The sequence below is a fragment of the Stieleria sp. genome (genome assembly GCF_041595215.1).
Classification (GTDB): domain Bacteria; phylum Planctomycetota; class Planctomycetia; order Pirellulales; family Pirellulaceae; genus Stieleria; species Stieleria magnilauensis.
The window spans coordinates 1-16,558 of the sequence record NZ_JBFHKV010000050.1 but is presented as its reverse complement, the minus strand read 5'-3'; the positions used below and the strand labels follow the sequence as shown (position 1 = coordinate 16,558).

The window sequence follows — 16,558 nt, the reverse complement described above, 5'->3', positions numbered from 1 at the left end:
TCCGATCTGGCTGCCGACGTGAAAGTGCAGCAGTTGAAAACAATCCTCGAATCCCATCTCGATCATGCGGTCCAGCGACGCCAAAACCTCCGCCACCGTCAGTCCAAATTTGCTGCGGTAGCCGCCGCTGGCCTGCCAACGGCCGCTGCCGCGGGTGGCCAGTTTGACCCGCATGCCGATCGTCGGGCGGACGCCGACGGCCGACGCGACGCGGAAGATCAGATCCAACTCGCTGGCTTTCTCGACCACGGGGAACACGGTTCGCCCGAGCCGCTGGGCCATCATCGCCAAACGGATGTACTCTTCGTCTTTGAAACCGTTGCAAACGATCGGCACCGAAGCGTCGCTCATCGCGATGGCGGCCAGCAGCTCGGGCTTGCTACCGGCTTCGACGCCGAAACCCAACGCGGCGCCTTCGGCGACAATTTGTTGAACGACTTCGCGCTGTTGGTTGACCTTGATCGGGAACACACAGCGATAGCGGTTCCGGTAGCCGTTTTCGTCAATCGCCTGGGCAAAGCAATCGTGCAGATGATGCAGTCGGTCGCGGAGGATACCGTTGAAGCGGAGCAGAATGGGCAAGCTGAGCCCGCGGTCGACGAGTTGGTCGACGAGGGCCTTCAAATCGATAGACGTATGTTCATCTCGCGAAGGCGAAACGACCACCGTGCCTTGCTCGGAAATACTAAAATATCCGTCGCCCCAGCGATCGACACCATATTCTGCCACCGAATCTTGGACCGTCCAGCGATCCTGACGAACTTGCTTCAATGCTTGATTGCCTCAAGAAAGAGGTCTCGATCGGTCGACCGAGACGTGTTGGGAAAGGGTTCAACGACAGAGCGTAGTGGAATCGAGCGGGCCTGTCAGCTCAACTCGGGACTCGGCGCCCCGTTTTGGTAGACACTTTGTACCTTGGCGATCCGCTGAATGAACTGTTCGATCGTCGGCGTTCGCTCTTCGACTTTGGGGTGCATCAACTGCATCACACCGCGGGCCAACGAGGGATCGACGTTGGGGCAGACATCGACCAGCGGTTTGGGGGGCGAGGTGTCGTGATGCAGGGCCGCCCGTCCGCTGACAACATCCCCCTGCCAGGGATGGCAAAAGGCGATCAAACAGTAGAACGTGACGCCGAGCGAGAACAGATCGACGCGTTTATCGGTCGGCCGTCGGCGGACGATTTCGGGCGACATGTAAAGCGGCGTCCCGGTGCGGTTGCCGGGCACCATGAACGGCGGGGTGGCCGGCAGGGTCAGCCCAAAGTCGATCAGTTTGACGTCCTCGGACTCCGGCAGCAGGATGAAGTTGCGGGGGCAGATGTCACGGTGGATGAAGCCCTGGTTGTGCACATACTTGAGCGCTTCACACATCGAACGGATCAGCATCATTCGTTTGCCGGCGACATGATGCTCCTGCTTTTGGACGATGATGTTCTGCATGCTCGGCCCGGCAACGAACTCCATGATCAGGATCGGTTGCCCATTGGTGGACATGCCGACTTCATAGGTTTCGACGACGTTGGGGTGATGCATTTTCAGGGCGATTTCGCCCTCGGACGGTTTTTTCAGGTGGCGAAACCGGCTTTCGAACAGCTCCACCTTTTCCGGGTCCAGGATTTTTATCCCGACCAGGCGACCGCCATGGTCGTGGTCCTTGGCGACGACAAACTTGGCCATCGTGCCGGTGAACGCCGTCCGTTCCAGCGTGAACCGCTTTTGAATATCGATGCGTCCACCGCTGCTGCTGCCGCCGCTGCCGCCGAGCATCGATTTGACGGAATCAAAAATCCCCATGGATGACCTACTTTCCGCAATAGTCGATCGCGCGGGCGATTTCAGTTTTCAGATGTTTGCGATGCACAATTCGGTCGATGTAGCCGTGTTCCAGCAAAAACTCGCTGGTCTGGAACCCTTCGGGCAATTCAATTCCGATGGTCGCCTTGATCGTTCGCGGGCCGGCAAACCCGATCAAGGCTTTGGGTTCGGCAAACACCAAGTCTCCCAGGGAGGCGAAACTGGCGGCGACACCGCCCATTGTGGGGTTGGTCAGCACGCTGATGAACAAGCCGCCCGCTTTGTCGTAGCGGGCCAGTGCGGCGCTGACCTTGGCCATTTGCATCAGCGACAAAATGCCTTCGTGCATCCGTGCCCCCCCGCCACTGGCGCTGATGATGATCAGCGGCAAGTCTTGCGTGGTCGCATGTTCGATCAACCGCGCCAAACGTTCACCCACCACCGAGCCCATGCTTCCCATGATGAACGCGCTGTCGGTCACGGCGAGCGCGACGCGGCGGGCCCGAATCATGCCGGTCCCCGTGATCGCGGCGTCGGACAAACCCGTTCGCTTTTGTTCCCCGACGAGTCGTTCGGCGTAGCGTTTGCGGTCGGAAAACTCCAGCGGATCGGTCGGCCGCAGGTGCTCGTTCATCGCCTCGAACGTGCCTTCATCGACCACCTGGACGATTCGATCGGCCGCCGAAACGTAAAAATGGTGGTCGCACTTGGGGCAGACGTTGAGTCGCTGTTCGACTTCTTTTTTGTAGACGCTGGTCCCACAACCGGGACACTTCAGCCACAAGCCTTCGGGGACGCCCCGTTTCTTGGGTGGCTCCTGGGGGGAATCGCTAGGTTCGGGCATGGTAGAATGAGGCTGAGATTCGAGGGTGTCCATGCGAAAGAATCGAAGCGTTTCGGGCGATCGGCTTGCAGTGGAGTGGTGGAGCGCGCAGGCTGTCCGTCGGCCTGTCTGGCCACGTAGTTTAGCTGATGACGTCGTTTTTCTCAGCCCCTAATTGAAATCCAACCTCGCGATCGGGCGGTCTGTCTAGGGCGGTACGATTTCTCAGGCCGAGCGAAACGCTGAAATCTCCGAGAATCGATGTCCAAATTGGGCGTTTGCTCCACTAACGAAGTATCCTGCCCAACCCCCTTTCCTCCCTACTGTTTCCGACTCACAACCATGATTGGCAATCTCTCCAAATCACGATTCCGGGGCTTCCTGGCACCGTTGGCCGTGCTGGTGGCGGTTTGCACGCCGCACCTCGTGTTGAATTCGGCCCCCGCGGCCGAGATCTTTGTCGAAACCGAGAGTTTTGACGATCCCGGCGGGTGGAAATTGGACACCCAGTTCATCCAGCAGATGGGGTCTCCCTACCTGCTCGCGCACGGACTGGGCACGCCGGTCGACGACGCCGTGACCCAGATCGACGTGAAACAACCCGGGACCTACCGCGTCTGGGCCCGCACCTTCGACTGGGTAGCTCGCTGGGACGCCCCCGGGCACCCTGGCAAATTCCAAATTCAGATCGGTGACCAAACGCTCGACGAAACCTTCGGCACCGAGGGCGCGACGTGGGGCTGGCAAGACGGGGGAACGATCCAGCTGTCCCAAGGAAAAACGGAACTGCGGCTGAAAGACTTGACCGGATTCGACGGCCGTTGCGATTGTCTTTACCTGACGACGCAACTCGACAGCGACCCACCGCCACCGGCCGACAAGGTGTTGTCGGATTGGCGACGGAAGCAATTGGGGTTGCCCGACGAGCCGCTCCAACGTGGACCGTATGACTTGGTGGTCGTCGGTGGCGGTTACGCCGGCATGGGCTCGGCAATCAGCGCCGCCCGGATGGGATGCCGCGTCGCCCTGATCCAAGATCGTGGTGTCTTGGGAGGCAACGGATCGAGCGAGGTGCGTGTTTGGGCGATGGGCAATATCCGCCGCGGGAAGTTCCCCCGGATCGGCGAGATCATCGAGGAGTTCGCCGACCAAGCGACCAAATCACCCGGCCGCTATGAAGAGTTCGGCGATGATCTGAAAGAACGTGTCGTTCGCGCCGAGCCCCAGATCGATCTGTGGCTCAATCACCACGCCTTCGATGCCGTCGTCCAAGACAACCACATCGTCTCGGTCGATGCGCTCAACACGAAAACCGGCGAGGTCGTTCGCATGCTCGGAGACCGTTTCGTCGACTGCACCGGTCACGGTTGGCTGGGCCAATTTGTTGGTGCCGATAGCGACATGGCGCCCGATGGCCGAATGGGGATGAGCAACATGTGGCGGTGGGATGAAACCGATTCACCGAAGTCGTTTCCCGAAACGCCGTGGGCGCTGGATTTGGAAATGCAAGACTTTCCCTATCCCCGCGACCACCACGGTCAGTGGTTTTGGGAAAGCGGTTTTGACAAGGACGCGATCGGTGACGCCGAAGGCATCCGCGACTGGAATTTGCGCGCCGTCTACGGCGCGTTCAACGCCATGAAGAACCGCGACGGCGCCGCCGATCACAAGACCGCCGTCCTCAGTTGGGTCGCCTACGTCGGTGGCCCACGCGAGAGCAATCGGTTGCTCGGGGACGTCGTTCTGACCCAGGATGACATCGTCGCCAAACGCGATTTCCCCGATGGATGTGTCCCCAGCACCTGGTCGATCGACCTGCATTACCCCAAGGAACAATACGCCAAAAAATATCCCGACAACCCGTTTATCAGCGTCGCCGTCCATGACCGCCGCGTCGATCGATCCTACGGCTACCCCGTCCCCTATCGCTGTTTCTACAGCCGGAACATCGACAACCTGTTCATGGCCGGACGAAACGTCAGCGTCACCCACGAAGCCCTCGGCACCGTTCGCGTGATGAAGACCTGTGGCATGATGGGCGAAGTCGTCGGCAAAGCAGCGTCGATCTGCGCCCTTCGCGATTGCACCCCACGCGACGTTTATCAAAACCACCTCGATGAGCTGCTGGAATTGTTGGAATTGCCGGGCAAGGCGCGTCGCAGCACTCCGTCGGCTCCGATCACGATCGACGAAGGGGCACTGCCACGGGCATCCAAATTCGGCCCGATGACCGGCCAAGATCCGGCGTCCTTCGAAGGCATCGTGATCGACGATCGTGAAGCAGAGCTGAAGGGGAAATGGACCAGCGGCGGCGGCCGAAATGATCGATACGTCGCCTACAGCTACAAGTACGCCGGCCCGGGCTCGGGGGCCCAAGCGACCTACACGCTCAAAGCCCCGCAAAGCGGTCGATTTCAAATCCTGGTCGGTTGCTCTCCGGCCGATGACCGTTTCAACAATCGCGCCACCGATGCTCCGGTCGAGATTCGAATCGGAGATCAAGTGGTACGCGAGAGCGTGAACTACCAGGGAACCGAGGACCGCCAGTTCACGCCGGTCGCGACCATCGACGTCGAAAAGGACGAAGAAATCAAAGTCGTGATCTTGACCGAACAAGCCAACGGTCTGGTGCATCTGGATGCCGTCCAGATGATTCCGGCAAAGTGACCGACGGCTGACGTGACGCATGCAGGGCGGAATGACGTTCCGTCCTGCATGGTTGCCGCGCACTCATCGGCAGGCCAGAACAAACTTGCCAGTCGTCTCCGATCCCGTTCTAATTCCCGTTCTGCGTCAATCGACCACGGAACCAAAGAACGGAAGGCAGATGAGTCAAACGAAGACCCGATCGGCACCATCAGGTGTCCGACGCAAACAAGGCAACGTCTTCCACCAGCGACTCGGGTCGTTGACGTTCTCCCAAGCCTGTCAGTTGCTCGGTGACGAAGGCGCCACCTTGATCCGCCAGGGGGCACAGTTTCTTGAGCTCCATCACGACGATGTCTTTCTGGGCGGCGACCTGTTCCGCGTCCGACTTCCCGACGCCGAAGCCGACAACGGGGTGGCGGTCGCGACCATCACGCTGCAGTCGGGACGCCGTCGGCAATTGATCGTCAACTGCAACCAATGCGAGACCCCCTGCTTGCACGTCGGCGCGGCACTGGACCATCTGCTGCAATCCAAGAGCGACCTCGGACTGGCACAACCGCCCGACGAATCGGTTCCCTTGGAACACCTGACGCCGGAAGAGCTGCATCAGCGAGCGATCGCCGACCGGGTCAAGCGCGCCGCCGAAGAACGCATGAAAGTGCGATCGACCAACACGACCAAGCCGTGGACGGATTACCTGGTCACCAGCGAACGATCCGGCAGAACCTATCGCGTCGCGCTGCGAGGGTTTGATACGGGCCAGGCCTATTGCACGTGTCCCGATTTTCGCACCAACAAACTGCAAACGTGCAAACATGTTCTGCACGTCCAAACCAAGGTTCAAAAACGTTTCCCCGCCGCCAAACTGCGTTCGCCTTACCGCCGCAAAAAGCTTTCGCTGGCCCTTTGCTACGGCGAAGATCGCGGTCTGCTGTTTCATCTGCCCACGAAGGTCGATCCCAAAATGGAAGAGATCGTCGGCGAGGCAAACACGACCCCGATCACCGACGCGTCCGACGCGATGACGCGGATCTCCGCGTTGGAAAACGCCGGGCAGGATGTCACGATCTATCCCGATGCCGAAGCGTTTATTCAACGCCAGTTGACGCAACAGCGTGTTCGCCAAGCCTGTGAGTCGATTCGCAAGGACACGGAGAATCACCCGCTACGAACAGAACTGCTCAATGCAACCCTGTTGCCTTACCAGTTGGACGGCATCGCGTTCGCCGCAGGCGCCGGACGCGCGATCCTGGCCGATGACATGGGACTGGGCAAAACCATTCAAGGCATCGGCGTCGCAGAACTGTTGTCCCAATTGGCCGACATCAAACGCGTGCTGATCGTCTCTCCGGCCTCGTTGAAGACGCAGTGGCGAAATGAAATCCGACGCTTCAGTGACCGAACAACCCAAATCGTGCTCGGCACCGGCGCCGAGCGCTACGAGCAATATCGCAGCGACGCGTTCTTCACGATCTGTAACTATGAACAAGTCCTCCGTGACCTGACCGCGATCGAAGAGGTGCCCTGGGATCTGATCATCTTGGACGAAGGTCAGCGGATCAAGAATTGGGAGTCGAAAACCAGCAACGTGATCCGGCAGTTGGAAAGCCCGTTCCGATTGGTGTTGTCGGGAACACCGCTTGAGAACCGGCTGGGCGATTTGTTCACCGTCACGCGGTTCGTGGACGAAGACCGTTTGGGGCCGGCGTACGAGTTCTTTCACAAACACCATGTGGTCGATGAACGCGGCAAGACGCTGGGCTACCACCGCTTGGACCAGCTACGCGAATCGCTCAAACCGATCCTGCTCCGTCGCACGCGCAGCGAGGTCGCCAAGCAGCTTCCCGAACGGATCGACGAAGTGATTCGCATCGAGCCGACGGCCGAACAAAAAGAAATCAACGATTCCCATGTCGCCATCGTGGCCCAGATCGTCAACAAAAAGTTCATGACCGAAATGGACTTGCTGCGGATGCAAAAATCGTTGCTGATGGCGCGGATGTCCTGCGACAGCACGTATCTGATCGACCAGGAGGAAACCGAATACAGCAGCAAGCTGGAACGATTGACCGAATTGTTGGAAGGGCTGATCGAAGACCCGACGCGGAAAATCGTGTTGTTCAGCGAATGGCGACGCATGCTGGACCGCATCGAACGACGATTGGACACGATGGCCTGTGACTACGTCCGTCTGGATGGACAAGTGCCGCAAAAGAAACGTGGCGAACTGGTGTCGCGTTTTCAAAACGATCCGCAATGCCGTGTGATTTGCATGACCAACGCCGGGTCGACGGGATTGAATTTGCAAGCGGCCAACACAGTCATCAACGTCGATTTGCCCTGGAACCCCGCCGTTCTGGAACAACGCATCGCCCGCGCCTATCGGATGGGACAAAAGAACCCCGTCCACATTTACAAATTGGTCACCGTCGGCGACACCATCGAAGAACGGTTGCTGGAGACACTGGCGTCGAAACAGGAACTCGCCGACGCATCGATCGACATGGACAGCGACGTGTCCGAGGTCGCGATGGTCAGCGGCATGGAAGACTTGCGACGCCGATTGGAAGTCATCTTGGATCCGTTGCCCGCCGCGCCGGTGGACGAAAGCCAACAGCGAAGGGTCGAGGCCGAAGCTCAAGCCTTGCAAGCGAAACGAGAAAAAGTCGCCGCCGCGACCAGCGGCCTGATCACCGCGGCGCTCTCGTTGGCCGGCGAACTGATTCCATCGGCTGGCGACAAAGCACCCAGCGATGAAACGGTCGCCACCTTGACCGATCGCTTGTCTCAGTGTGTCGACAAAGACGAACAGGGACGGCCACAACTGACGATCACGCTGCCGGACACCGACGCGCTGCGTGGTCTCGCCACGACGCTGGCAAAGTTGCTCGATTCGTAACAATTGATTTTGATCGGGTGTGGATCACGACCAGGATGACCGCGATCCGACCCGACTAATCCTCATCACCAGTCCATCCTGACCGCAATAGTTTGCCAAACCAGACCAGCTGAATCCGCCGGCAGACCACTCATCGTTTGCCGTCCTTTCCGGCGATTGAAGTGAAAAGAGTCCGACACTCTCTTAAGCTTCGTTTTCCGGTGGGATCCAGTGTTTGTCAGTCATTTCAACAGCTTTCTTCGCGGCGGAGCCGCGACGGCTGCGCGACAATTGCACACCGCGCTGCGCAACCGCGGAATCCAAAGTCGGTTTCAATACCTTGCCGGTCAATCCTTCAGCGATTCGCAGCGTGCCGAATTTGATACCGACGAGTTCTATAGCACCCAATGGGCGCGCAAGGGGTCGTTGCCAAATGCGCTCGATCGGGTCCGGTTTCGTGTGCATCGCCAGTCGTTCAAACGTGCCACACGCGGCGCGAAAGATGGGGCAGAAATCTTTACTTCGCCGCACGGTCAGCCGTTCACTCCTTGGCCTCCGCTGGATCACCCCGCAGCCGCCGACCCTGCCCAGCCGCATCTCATCCACCTGCATTGGATCTCCAAGTTCATCGACTTCCCCAGCTTCTTCGGTTCGCTGGATTCAGACCAACCGGTTGTCTGGACACTTCACGACATGAACGCCCTGACCGGCGGTTGCCACTTCGCCGGTGGCTGCCAACGGTTTCGTGTCGGCTGCGGAAACTGCCCCCAAGTCAAACGGTCCGGTCAAACCGATGTCAGTTTTCAGGCGTTCGAAACCAAACGCCGCGCCTTGAAAGACATCAATCTGCACATCGTCGCGCCGAGCCGTTGGTTGTTGGGGTTGGCGCAATCCAGTCCGTTACTGGCCGACGCGAAATCGTTCACCCGAATTCCTTATGGAATGCCGACCGACAAGCTCTACCCGATGCAGAAACAATTTGCCCGTGAAACGCTCGGCATTGAGCCCGATGCCTTCATCATCGGCTTTGGTGCGATGAACTTGGGCAGCCGCCGCAAGGGCGCGACTGAACTGTTGGCGGCGTTGGAACGTGTGGGGTCGAATCCCAACGTCCGCGGCTTGGTCTTCGGCAGCGGCACGCTCTCCGATGCGACCAAAACGTTGCCGGAGATGATCCACGTCGGCAACGTTCAAGACGATCGCACGCGCCGTCTGGTGTACAGCGCGGCCGATGTTTTCGTCCTTCCATCGACCGAAGACAATCTTCCGTTGACCGGTCTGGAGGCGATGGCGTGTGGTACGCCGGTGATCGGATTCGATGCCGGTGGAATCCCCGACTACGTGATTCCCGGCAAAACAGGATTGCTCGCCGACAATGGTGACGCCGCCCAACTCGCACGACGTTTGCAGACCGCGATCGCCAACCCGGATGCCATGCAAGCGATGGGTGCCCAAGCCAGGGATCTGATCATGAATCAGTTTCAATCCGATACGCAGGCGCAATGCTACATGGAACTTTATCGAAGTCTGATCGGGTCCGAAAACCAAACACAGCGTCGCGCTGCCTAACGATCTCCTGGTAAGTCATCATGTCATCGTCGAATCATCGCCGTCCCACGTTCCGAATCGTTACCCCATCGTACAATCAGGCAGAGTACTTGGAGCAAACGATCCTGAGTGTCTTGACGCAAGAAGGTCGTGACAGCGACTTTCACTTGCAATACGCTGTCGTAGACGGAGGCAGTTCGGATGGATCCGTCGACATCATCAAACAGCACGACAGCGAACTGACCTATTGGTGTAGCGAAAAAGATCGCGGTCAATCCCATGCGATCAATAAAGGATTCGATCGAGTCGATGGCGACATCTGCGCCTACATCAACAGCGACGATTATTATCTGCCGGGCGCTTTCCAACGAATCGTCGCACTTTGGAAAGAGAACCCCGATGCAGATCTCTTTTCCGGTGTCTGCCGAAAAGTGGACGCGCACGGAAAACGACTTCGCGATCAGTGTTCGGATATTTCAACGTTGGCCGAAATCGTCGATTTGTGGAATCACTGGCTTCACCCGAATCCCAATCGAAATTTTATCCAACCCGAAGTGTTCTGGACGAAACGACTGAGCGACCGACTCGGACCGTTCAATGAATCGCTCTACTACACGATGGATTTCGATTACTGGTTGCGGGGTTTCGATGCGGGAATGAAGGTCGCCAAGACCGATCGGCCCCTCGCTGCGTTCCGCATTCACGCCAGTCAAAAAACGTCGGCGCGTAACGCCAGCATTTTGGAACTGCTCGACCGAATCGCGCCCTACCTCACGTCGGACGACGATCGGATTTCGGCCGCACATCGACAGCGCTTGCTCCGCCACAGCAGGATGACGCGACGTGTCATCGAATCGTCGAACTCAGCTCCCGAACAACGAATCCTTTCACTGTTGGCACTCGCCGCCGACGAGCCGGGCTTGCTGACGTCCAAGCACTATTGGCGGCAGATGCGACGAAACAGCAAACGAGTGTTCTGGAAACGCCACGCCGCCTGAGCGAGCAAGGCGTAGATTCCGACACTTCTTTAACGGCCACCGCCCACATCTATCCGCCCGCGTCAATCTGACGCGTCATTTCCGCGAGTGTGATCCGGGTCGCGACGAAGCGCGCCGCGAAACCGATACGATCGGACCAGACGTTGTAATTCGCGTGATGATCAAGCGGGTCTGTCTTGCTTTGCTTGACTCAGGGAGTAACGTCAGAAGCTGATCTTTCAGCCACATTCTCTTTGCCAAAAAGCTCGGTCGCTGCAATGGTTCGCTCACGCGCCACCACGGGCATCAAACGCCGTCAAACACGTCGATCCCCCCGATGGACCGCCGGTCCGATGGAGCCGCGGATCATGCTGGCCGCCGACGCCGGCGCGGCAGTCGCTGCGGTACCGGTCGCCGAGCCGGTTGAAGTGGCGGCCGCCGGCCCCGTGGCTGATTCGATTCAGAGCTCGGCGGTGTCGCTGAACCCGACAGCGACGTTGGTGATCGTCGATCCCAGCGTCGCCGACGACTTTGATTTCACCGACGCGATCCCCGCCGGTGCCGAGTTGGTCGTGCTCGATCGATCCGTCGACGCCGTTTCACAGATCTCTGAGATCCTGTCCAACCGATCCGGGCTCAACAGCGTGCACCTGATCAGTCACGGGCAGCCCGGCCGATTGCAATTGGGGCAAGCTCGGGTGGACGCGGACACGGTCGCCAATCGGGCTGCGGAATTGACGCGTTGGAAAGCCTCCTTTGCCCCCGGCGGCGACTTGCTGATCTACGGCTGTGACGTGGCCGCGGGTGCCGAAGGCCAAACGTTTTTGCGCCAGATCGCTACCGTCACCGGACTCGACGTTGCCGCGTCGGTTGATCGTACCGGCAGCACCCGTCACGAAGCCGACTGGGACCTCGAGCAAACGATCGGGTCGGTGACACACGCCGACGACCTGGACCGATCCGTCCTGGCACAGTTCCCAGCCGCGCTGTCAATCCAGATCTACGCCGCCGGTCAAATCGGTGAGGAGGAAATGCAGCTGCAAATCGGCAGCGACGTCGTCGGCACGTGGACCATGACGGGCACCGACGCGAGCAATCGACTCTTCGGCGAATTCAGTGTCGGCATCGACAACGCCTCCGTCGATGACATCCGAATCAACTTCACCAACGACCGGTGGAACCCTGCGACCGGATTTGATCGGAACCTCCGCATCGATCGGATCGTCGTCGACGGCGTGACCTATCAAACCGAAGACCCAGCGGTCTTTTCAACGGGGTCGTGGCGAGCCGAGGACGGCGTGGTTCCGGGCTTTCGCCAATCAGAGTACCTGAACGCAAACGGCTACTTCCAATTCGCCTCCACCGGCAACGGCAGCGGATCTGTCATCTCCATCGATGCGTCAGGCAAGACGGGACAGGAGCGCATGGAACTGCTCATCGACGGGAACGTTGTGCGAACCTTTGACAACGTTTCGACCACCCAGTCGATATACACCTACACGGCAAACCAGACGGTCTCTGCCGATCGCATCGAGATCGCGTTTACCAATGACTTTTATGACCCCGACAACGGCATCGATCGAAACTTGAAAGTCGATCGAATTCGAATCGGAGCCCAGGTGTTCGAAACCGAAGCCCCGTCGACCTACACGACCGGGTTTTTCATCGAAGGCCAAGGCATTGTGTCCGGGTTCCATCAAAGCGAAACGTTGTACGGAAACGGCCGCTTTCAATACTTAGCCGACTCCCCTCCGCCACCGGTCGACCCTCCAAACAATGGCGAATCTGGCAGCTTTGTCTTGGCGGAGGATTTTGCATCGGTGTTCGAATCCGATGCATCGGTCACGCTGACGATCGCGCGTGTCGGCGGCAGCGACGGGACGGCGTCGGTCCACTATGCCACGGCTTCGGAAACCGCCACCGCGGGTAGTGACTTCATCGCGAATTCCGGAACGCTGGTCTTTGCCGACGGTGAAACGAGCAAGTCGGTCACCGTCGTGCTGCTGCAAGACGGCATCGCCGAAGGGACCGAGTCGTTCAGTTTTCGATTGACGGGATCCGAAAACGCCAGTCTGCTCGCCCCACGCACGGCAACCATCAACATCCTGGACATCGATCAGGGCTTGCCGACCTACGCCTCGTTTGACTCCGCCGCCGATCTGCAGCTCAACCGCAACGCAACGCTCAACAACGGCAAGCTACAACTGACCGCCGCGGCCCCACAGCAACGAGGCTCGGCTTATTACACCACGCCGATCAGCGTGAACGCCGACACCTCGTTCCAAGCGACCTTTGCCGCGCAATTCAGTGGCGGACAGGGATCCGCCGGCGGTGAAGGATTGGCCTTCATCATCCAGAATTCTCCCGGTGGTACCGCCGGACAGGACATCGGTAATTATTCCGGCGGACTCGGTTACAACGCCCAACAGAACACCATCGGAATCGAACTGGATACGTTCCAAAACAGCTACGAACAATTTGCCGACGAAATCACCATCACCGTCAACGGTGTGCTCGTCACTCCGGTCCGCACGATTCAATCACCCTACGATCTCAACGACGGGCGGACCTACTACACCTGGGTCGACTACAACGGGCAAAGTGACAGCCTGGCGGTCTACCTTTCCGATACCAATGAAAAGCCCGAATTTGCGTTGATGAAAACGACGCTGCAACTGGACGGTATCGTCGGCAATCAGGCCTACGTCGGGTTCGCGGCCTCGACCGGGAACGCCTACAACAACACCTCCATTCGGTCCTGGAGTGTGACGCTGGATACGCCGGCTGCTGATCCGCCCACCGTGCCGACCGGCGAAATCATCCGAGAAGACATCATCACGGGACTGAATCAACCGCTGAACGTCGAATGGTCACCCGATGGACGCAACCTGTACGTCGGTGAAAAAGCCGGCATCATACGAGTCTCTCGCGACGGCGGACCGCTGACCGAAGTCGTGGACCTCTCCGGGATCACCAACAATGTCCAAGATCGCGGGCTGGTCGATTTTGAACTGCACCCGGATTTGTTCAACAATCCCTATCTGTACATCAACTACACGGTCGATCCGCCAGAAGTCTACAACCACGTGGGGAACCCGCTGGCCGGTCCTGATGGTTCGGGCAACCGAGCCGGCCGGCTGATTCGACTGACGCTGGATGCGTCAACCAACTACACCACGATCATCCCCGACAGCGGCATCACGTTGCTGGGCGCTAACAGCACCTGGGAAAACTTTAACGGGTTCGTCGACAGCACCTTGAACTTCAACGAACCACCGGCGGGACTCAACCCCGACGGCAGCTACCTCCAAGACTTCATCAACAGCGACAGCCGATCCCACACCGTCGGCGGACTGGCCTTCGGCGGCGACGGCGCCCTGTACGTCGGCATCGGCGACGGCGCCAGCTTCAATCAAACCGATCCCCGCGCCTTGCGCGTTCAAGATCCCAACAGCCTGTCCGGCAAGATCCTTCGTATCGATCCCATCACCGGCCAAGGATTCAGCGACAATCCGTTCTTCGACGGGGACGTTCATTCCAACCGCAGCAAAGTCTATCAGCTCGGGTTGAGAAATCCCTGGCGACTTTCGGTGAACCCGAACAACGGACGACTCTACATCGGCGAAACCGGGCTGGTCAGTTTTGAAGAGATCAACACCGGACCGTCAGGAACCAACTTTGGCTGGCCCTATTACGAGGGCGGCCAAGGGGTCAATCGCCGCACGCCGTCGTATCAGGGATTGCCGCAGGCCCAAGCGTTTTACAATTCGGGCCAGCCCGCCAGCCCCGCCTTCATCGCCCAGCCACACACCGCGGGGACCGACGTGATCGTTTTGGGCAGCGTCGGCTGGAATCTGAATTATGGTCCACAGTACAACAACGACGTGTTCTACGCCGATTTTGCCAGCGGCGTTGTCCGACACGGAAACGTCGACGCGGCAGGCAACTTGACGTCCGTTGGGGTGTTCGCAACCGGAGCCAACTTTGCCGTCGACATCCAGCAAGGCCCCGATGGATTGCTCTATTACGTCGACATCGTGTCTGGATCGATCGGACGATTCGTGCTGATTTGAACGGTGGGTACAGGAGTCGAGATCAGCATCTTGCTTGCCGTCTCGAATCGCAGTGATTCGCAAACGGGACGCTCACGCCGCCTTACCCAACTTCGTCACGACATCCGCCGCCATGCGTCGCAATCGGATCGCGCTGCGTCGCGGTTCCGCCGGCCGTGGACTGACCTGCGACGACAGTGTCGGGGCTAGCGCCGCACCCAGCGGTTTGACCGCGTCGAGTTGTCGTTTTAACGCGTCGTTGTCATATCCCAATCGATGCAGCAGATCGCGGCCGAGATGACGCCGGTAGTCGTCCATCAATCTCCAGTCGGTCGCACGCGTCGCCGCCCGACGCAGGTACTTTTCGATCGAATCGAGTTGCGCCGCAGCATGCTGATGAACCCCTTTGGGATCACCATAGGTGCGTCGCTCGGCGCTGCCGTAGTGCTGTAGACCGTCGACGGGGTGGAGGCCGATGAAGGATTGCAGTTGCATCAAGTGCTGCGCGGGATCACGCACCAAATCTTCGTACCGCAGCGAGTGAATCCGGTCGTCCTGGATCGACATCGCAGCTGCGATCCGCGCCGGTGCTTCCAGCAAGTCGCCGCGGTAATCTGTTAAGAAACCGACTCGCGTGCGACGTGTCCATGTTTCCATGATCGATGATAAAACCGCCAGCGGGTTGCGCCGCAGCAAAATGATGCGGCAATCGGGGATCAGACTCAGTAAGTCTTCGATGATCCAGTAGTAGCGGGGTGTCTTGTCGATCAGAACGCTTGCGCCGGCGCGGACGCGCGCCGCTTCGTAGATCCGCGCCGCCGCACGACCGATCTCGGCTTGCATTTCGCTCCATCCGCCGCTCAGATTTTCGCGAACAAACTCGCCGACCGCGTCGTCGGCCAAACATTGATCATAGGGGGATTGGACGTCACGGCGAGATCCAGCAATCGCGTGGACCAGCGGCAACATCAACCAGGCTTCACCGGGGGCATGAACATCATCGTGCCGGGATAACATGGTTTGCAACAGCGTCGAACCCGCACGCGGCTGGGAGACGATAAACACGACAGAAGATGTCACAACAAAATCACTCTTCAGTAGAAGGAGCGGCGAGTGCTCGGCCAATCCTAAAATTCATACTCAACAAAGCATTAGGCGGCCTTGCGGTCCCGTAGTCGATTGCGGGTCAAGATGCCATGCAGTCGTCCGGCCAGGGAGAGCAATCGCATCGGATCGCCGTCAAAGCCTTCGCCGCCATGTTTCTTTCGAATCACCGCTTGGCATTTTTGATGCAACGGTGCGGCTGCGGCGGACAGACCGCTGCCGTGTCGACGATAGCCGATGCCGACCGCACCGGTGTACTTGAAAACCGCTTTCTGTGCGAGCCGCAGCTTGTAATCCCAGTCCTCGTAGATCGGCAGGTCGACATCAAATCCGCCGACACTGCGAGCCAGTTCAGCCGACAGCAAAAAGTCACGCGGGATCATCACGCGACGGTCCAAGATCGCCTGGTACAAGATGCCTTCCATCGGCGGCGCGATCGCGCTGGAGTGCAGCATCGTTTGGCCGTTTGCATCGATCCACCTCACGTCGCTGTAGACGATCGTTCGTTCGGGATCTGGACACGTGTGCAACAATTCCCACTCGCGAGCCAGCTTTCGCGGATCAACATACAAGTCGTCGCCGTCGAGCGACGTCAAGAACCGGCCGCTGGCCGCTTCGAGCAATTGGTTGCGCACCCGCGAGATACCGCAGTTGTTTGGATTCGAGATCAATCGGATTCGCGAATCTCCGATCGCCTTGATACGGTCGACCGAGTCATCGGACGAGGCGTC

9 protein-coding genes and 1 pseudogene are annotated in these 16,558 nt (G+C 58.9%); 5 read left to right on the top strand and 5 right to left on the bottom strand.

All coding sequences use genetic code 11. From position 1 onward, the window contains the following. The 3 genes and pseudogenes from ABX749_RS03555 to accD all read right to left on the bottom strand — a co-directional run. A pseudogene (locus ABX749_RS03555) lies at positions 1-771 on the bottom strand (arginine decarboxylase); the annotation flags it as partial. Between the two features lie 95 nt (positions 772-866). Beyond that, a complete protein-coding gene (locus ABX749_RS03550; protein ID WP_372894789.1) occupies positions 867-1,796 on the bottom strand; it encodes a serine/threonine protein kinase in 930 nt (309 codons plus the stop codon). A 7-nt stretch (positions 1,797-1,803) separates the two neighbouring features. Beyond that, positions 1,804-2,640, bottom strand: a complete 837-nt coding sequence (gene accD / locus ABX749_RS03545; RefSeq protein WP_372894788.1) for an acetyl-CoA carboxylase, carboxyltransferase subunit beta — start codon at positions 2,638-2,640, stop codon at positions 1,804-1,806. A 321-nt stretch (positions 2,641-2,961) separates the two neighbouring features. On the opposite strand from accD, the gene ABX749_RS03540 reads away from it, so the two are divergent. From ABX749_RS03540 to ABX749_RS03520, 5 genes are all read left to right on the top strand, one after another. After that, entirely contained in the window at positions 2,962-5,286 is a 2,325-nt protein-coding gene (locus tag ABX749_RS03540) for an FAD-dependent oxidoreductase (RefSeq protein WP_372894787.1), read from the top strand. Between the two features lie 160 nt (positions 5,287-5,446). Further along, a complete protein-coding gene (locus ABX749_RS03535) occupies positions 5,447-8,167 on the top strand; it encodes a DEAD/DEAH box helicase (protein WP_372894786.1) in 2,721 nt (906 codons plus the stop codon). A gap of 210 nt (positions 8,168-8,377) precedes the next feature. Next, positions 8,378-9,715, top strand: a complete 1,338-nt coding sequence (locus ABX749_RS03530; RefSeq protein ID WP_372894785.1) for a glycosyltransferase — start codon at positions 8,378-8,380, stop codon at positions 9,713-9,715. A 20-nt stretch (positions 9,716-9,735) separates the two neighbouring features. Then, on the top strand, positions 9,736-10,692 hold the full coding sequence (locus ABX749_RS03525; RefSeq protein WP_372894784.1) for a glycosyltransferase family 2 protein: 957 nt from the start codon (positions 9,736-9,738) through the stop codon (positions 10,690-10,692). 257 nt (positions 10,693-10,949) lie between these two features. Then, entirely contained in the window at positions 10,950-14,744 is a 3,795-nt protein-coding gene (locus ABX749_RS03520) for a DUF4347 domain-containing protein (RefSeq protein WP_372894783.1), read from the top strand. A 72-nt stretch (positions 14,745-14,816) separates the two neighbouring features. Here the strand turns inward: ABX749_RS03520 and ABX749_RS03515 are convergent, their stop codons facing one another. Together ABX749_RS03515 and ABX749_RS03510 are read right to left on the bottom strand one after the other, a co-directional pair. Beyond that, complete coding sequence (locus ABX749_RS03515; RefSeq protein WP_372894782.1) at positions 14,817-15,803, bottom strand: sulfotransferase; 987 nt, start codon at positions 15,801-15,803, stop codon at positions 14,817-14,819. 71 nt (positions 15,804-15,874) lie between these two features. Further along, on the bottom strand, positions 15,875-16,558 hold a 684-nt coding region (locus ABX749_RS03510), incomplete at its 5' end, for a glycosyltransferase (RefSeq protein ID WP_372894781.1).

What these genes read in the sequence shown, in the direction of transcription:
- ABX749_RS03520 (WP_372894783.1), top strand. Translation starts at nt 10,950, where the DNA reads ATGGTTCGCTCACGCGCCACCACGGGCATCAAACGCCGTCAAACACGT.
- accD (WP_372894788.1), bottom strand. Translation starts at nt 2,640, where the DNA reads ATGCCCGAACCTAGCGATTCCCCCCAGGAGCCACCCAAGAAACGGGGC.
- ABX749_RS03550 (WP_372894789.1), bottom strand. Translation starts at nt 1,796, where the DNA reads ATGGGGATTTTTGATTCCGTCAAATCGATGCTCGGCGGCAGCGGCGGC.
- ABX749_RS03525 (WP_372894784.1), top strand. Translation starts at nt 9,736, where the DNA reads ATGTCATCGTCGAATCATCGCCGTCCCACGTTCCGAATCGTTACCCCA.
- ABX749_RS03535 (WP_372894786.1), top strand. Translation starts at nt 5,447, where the DNA reads ATGAGTCAAACGAAGACCCGATCGGCACCATCAGGTGTCCGACGCAAA.
- ABX749_RS03540 (WP_372894787.1), top strand. Translation starts at nt 2,962, where the DNA reads ATGATTGGCAATCTCTCCAAATCACGATTCCGGGGCTTCCTGGCACCG.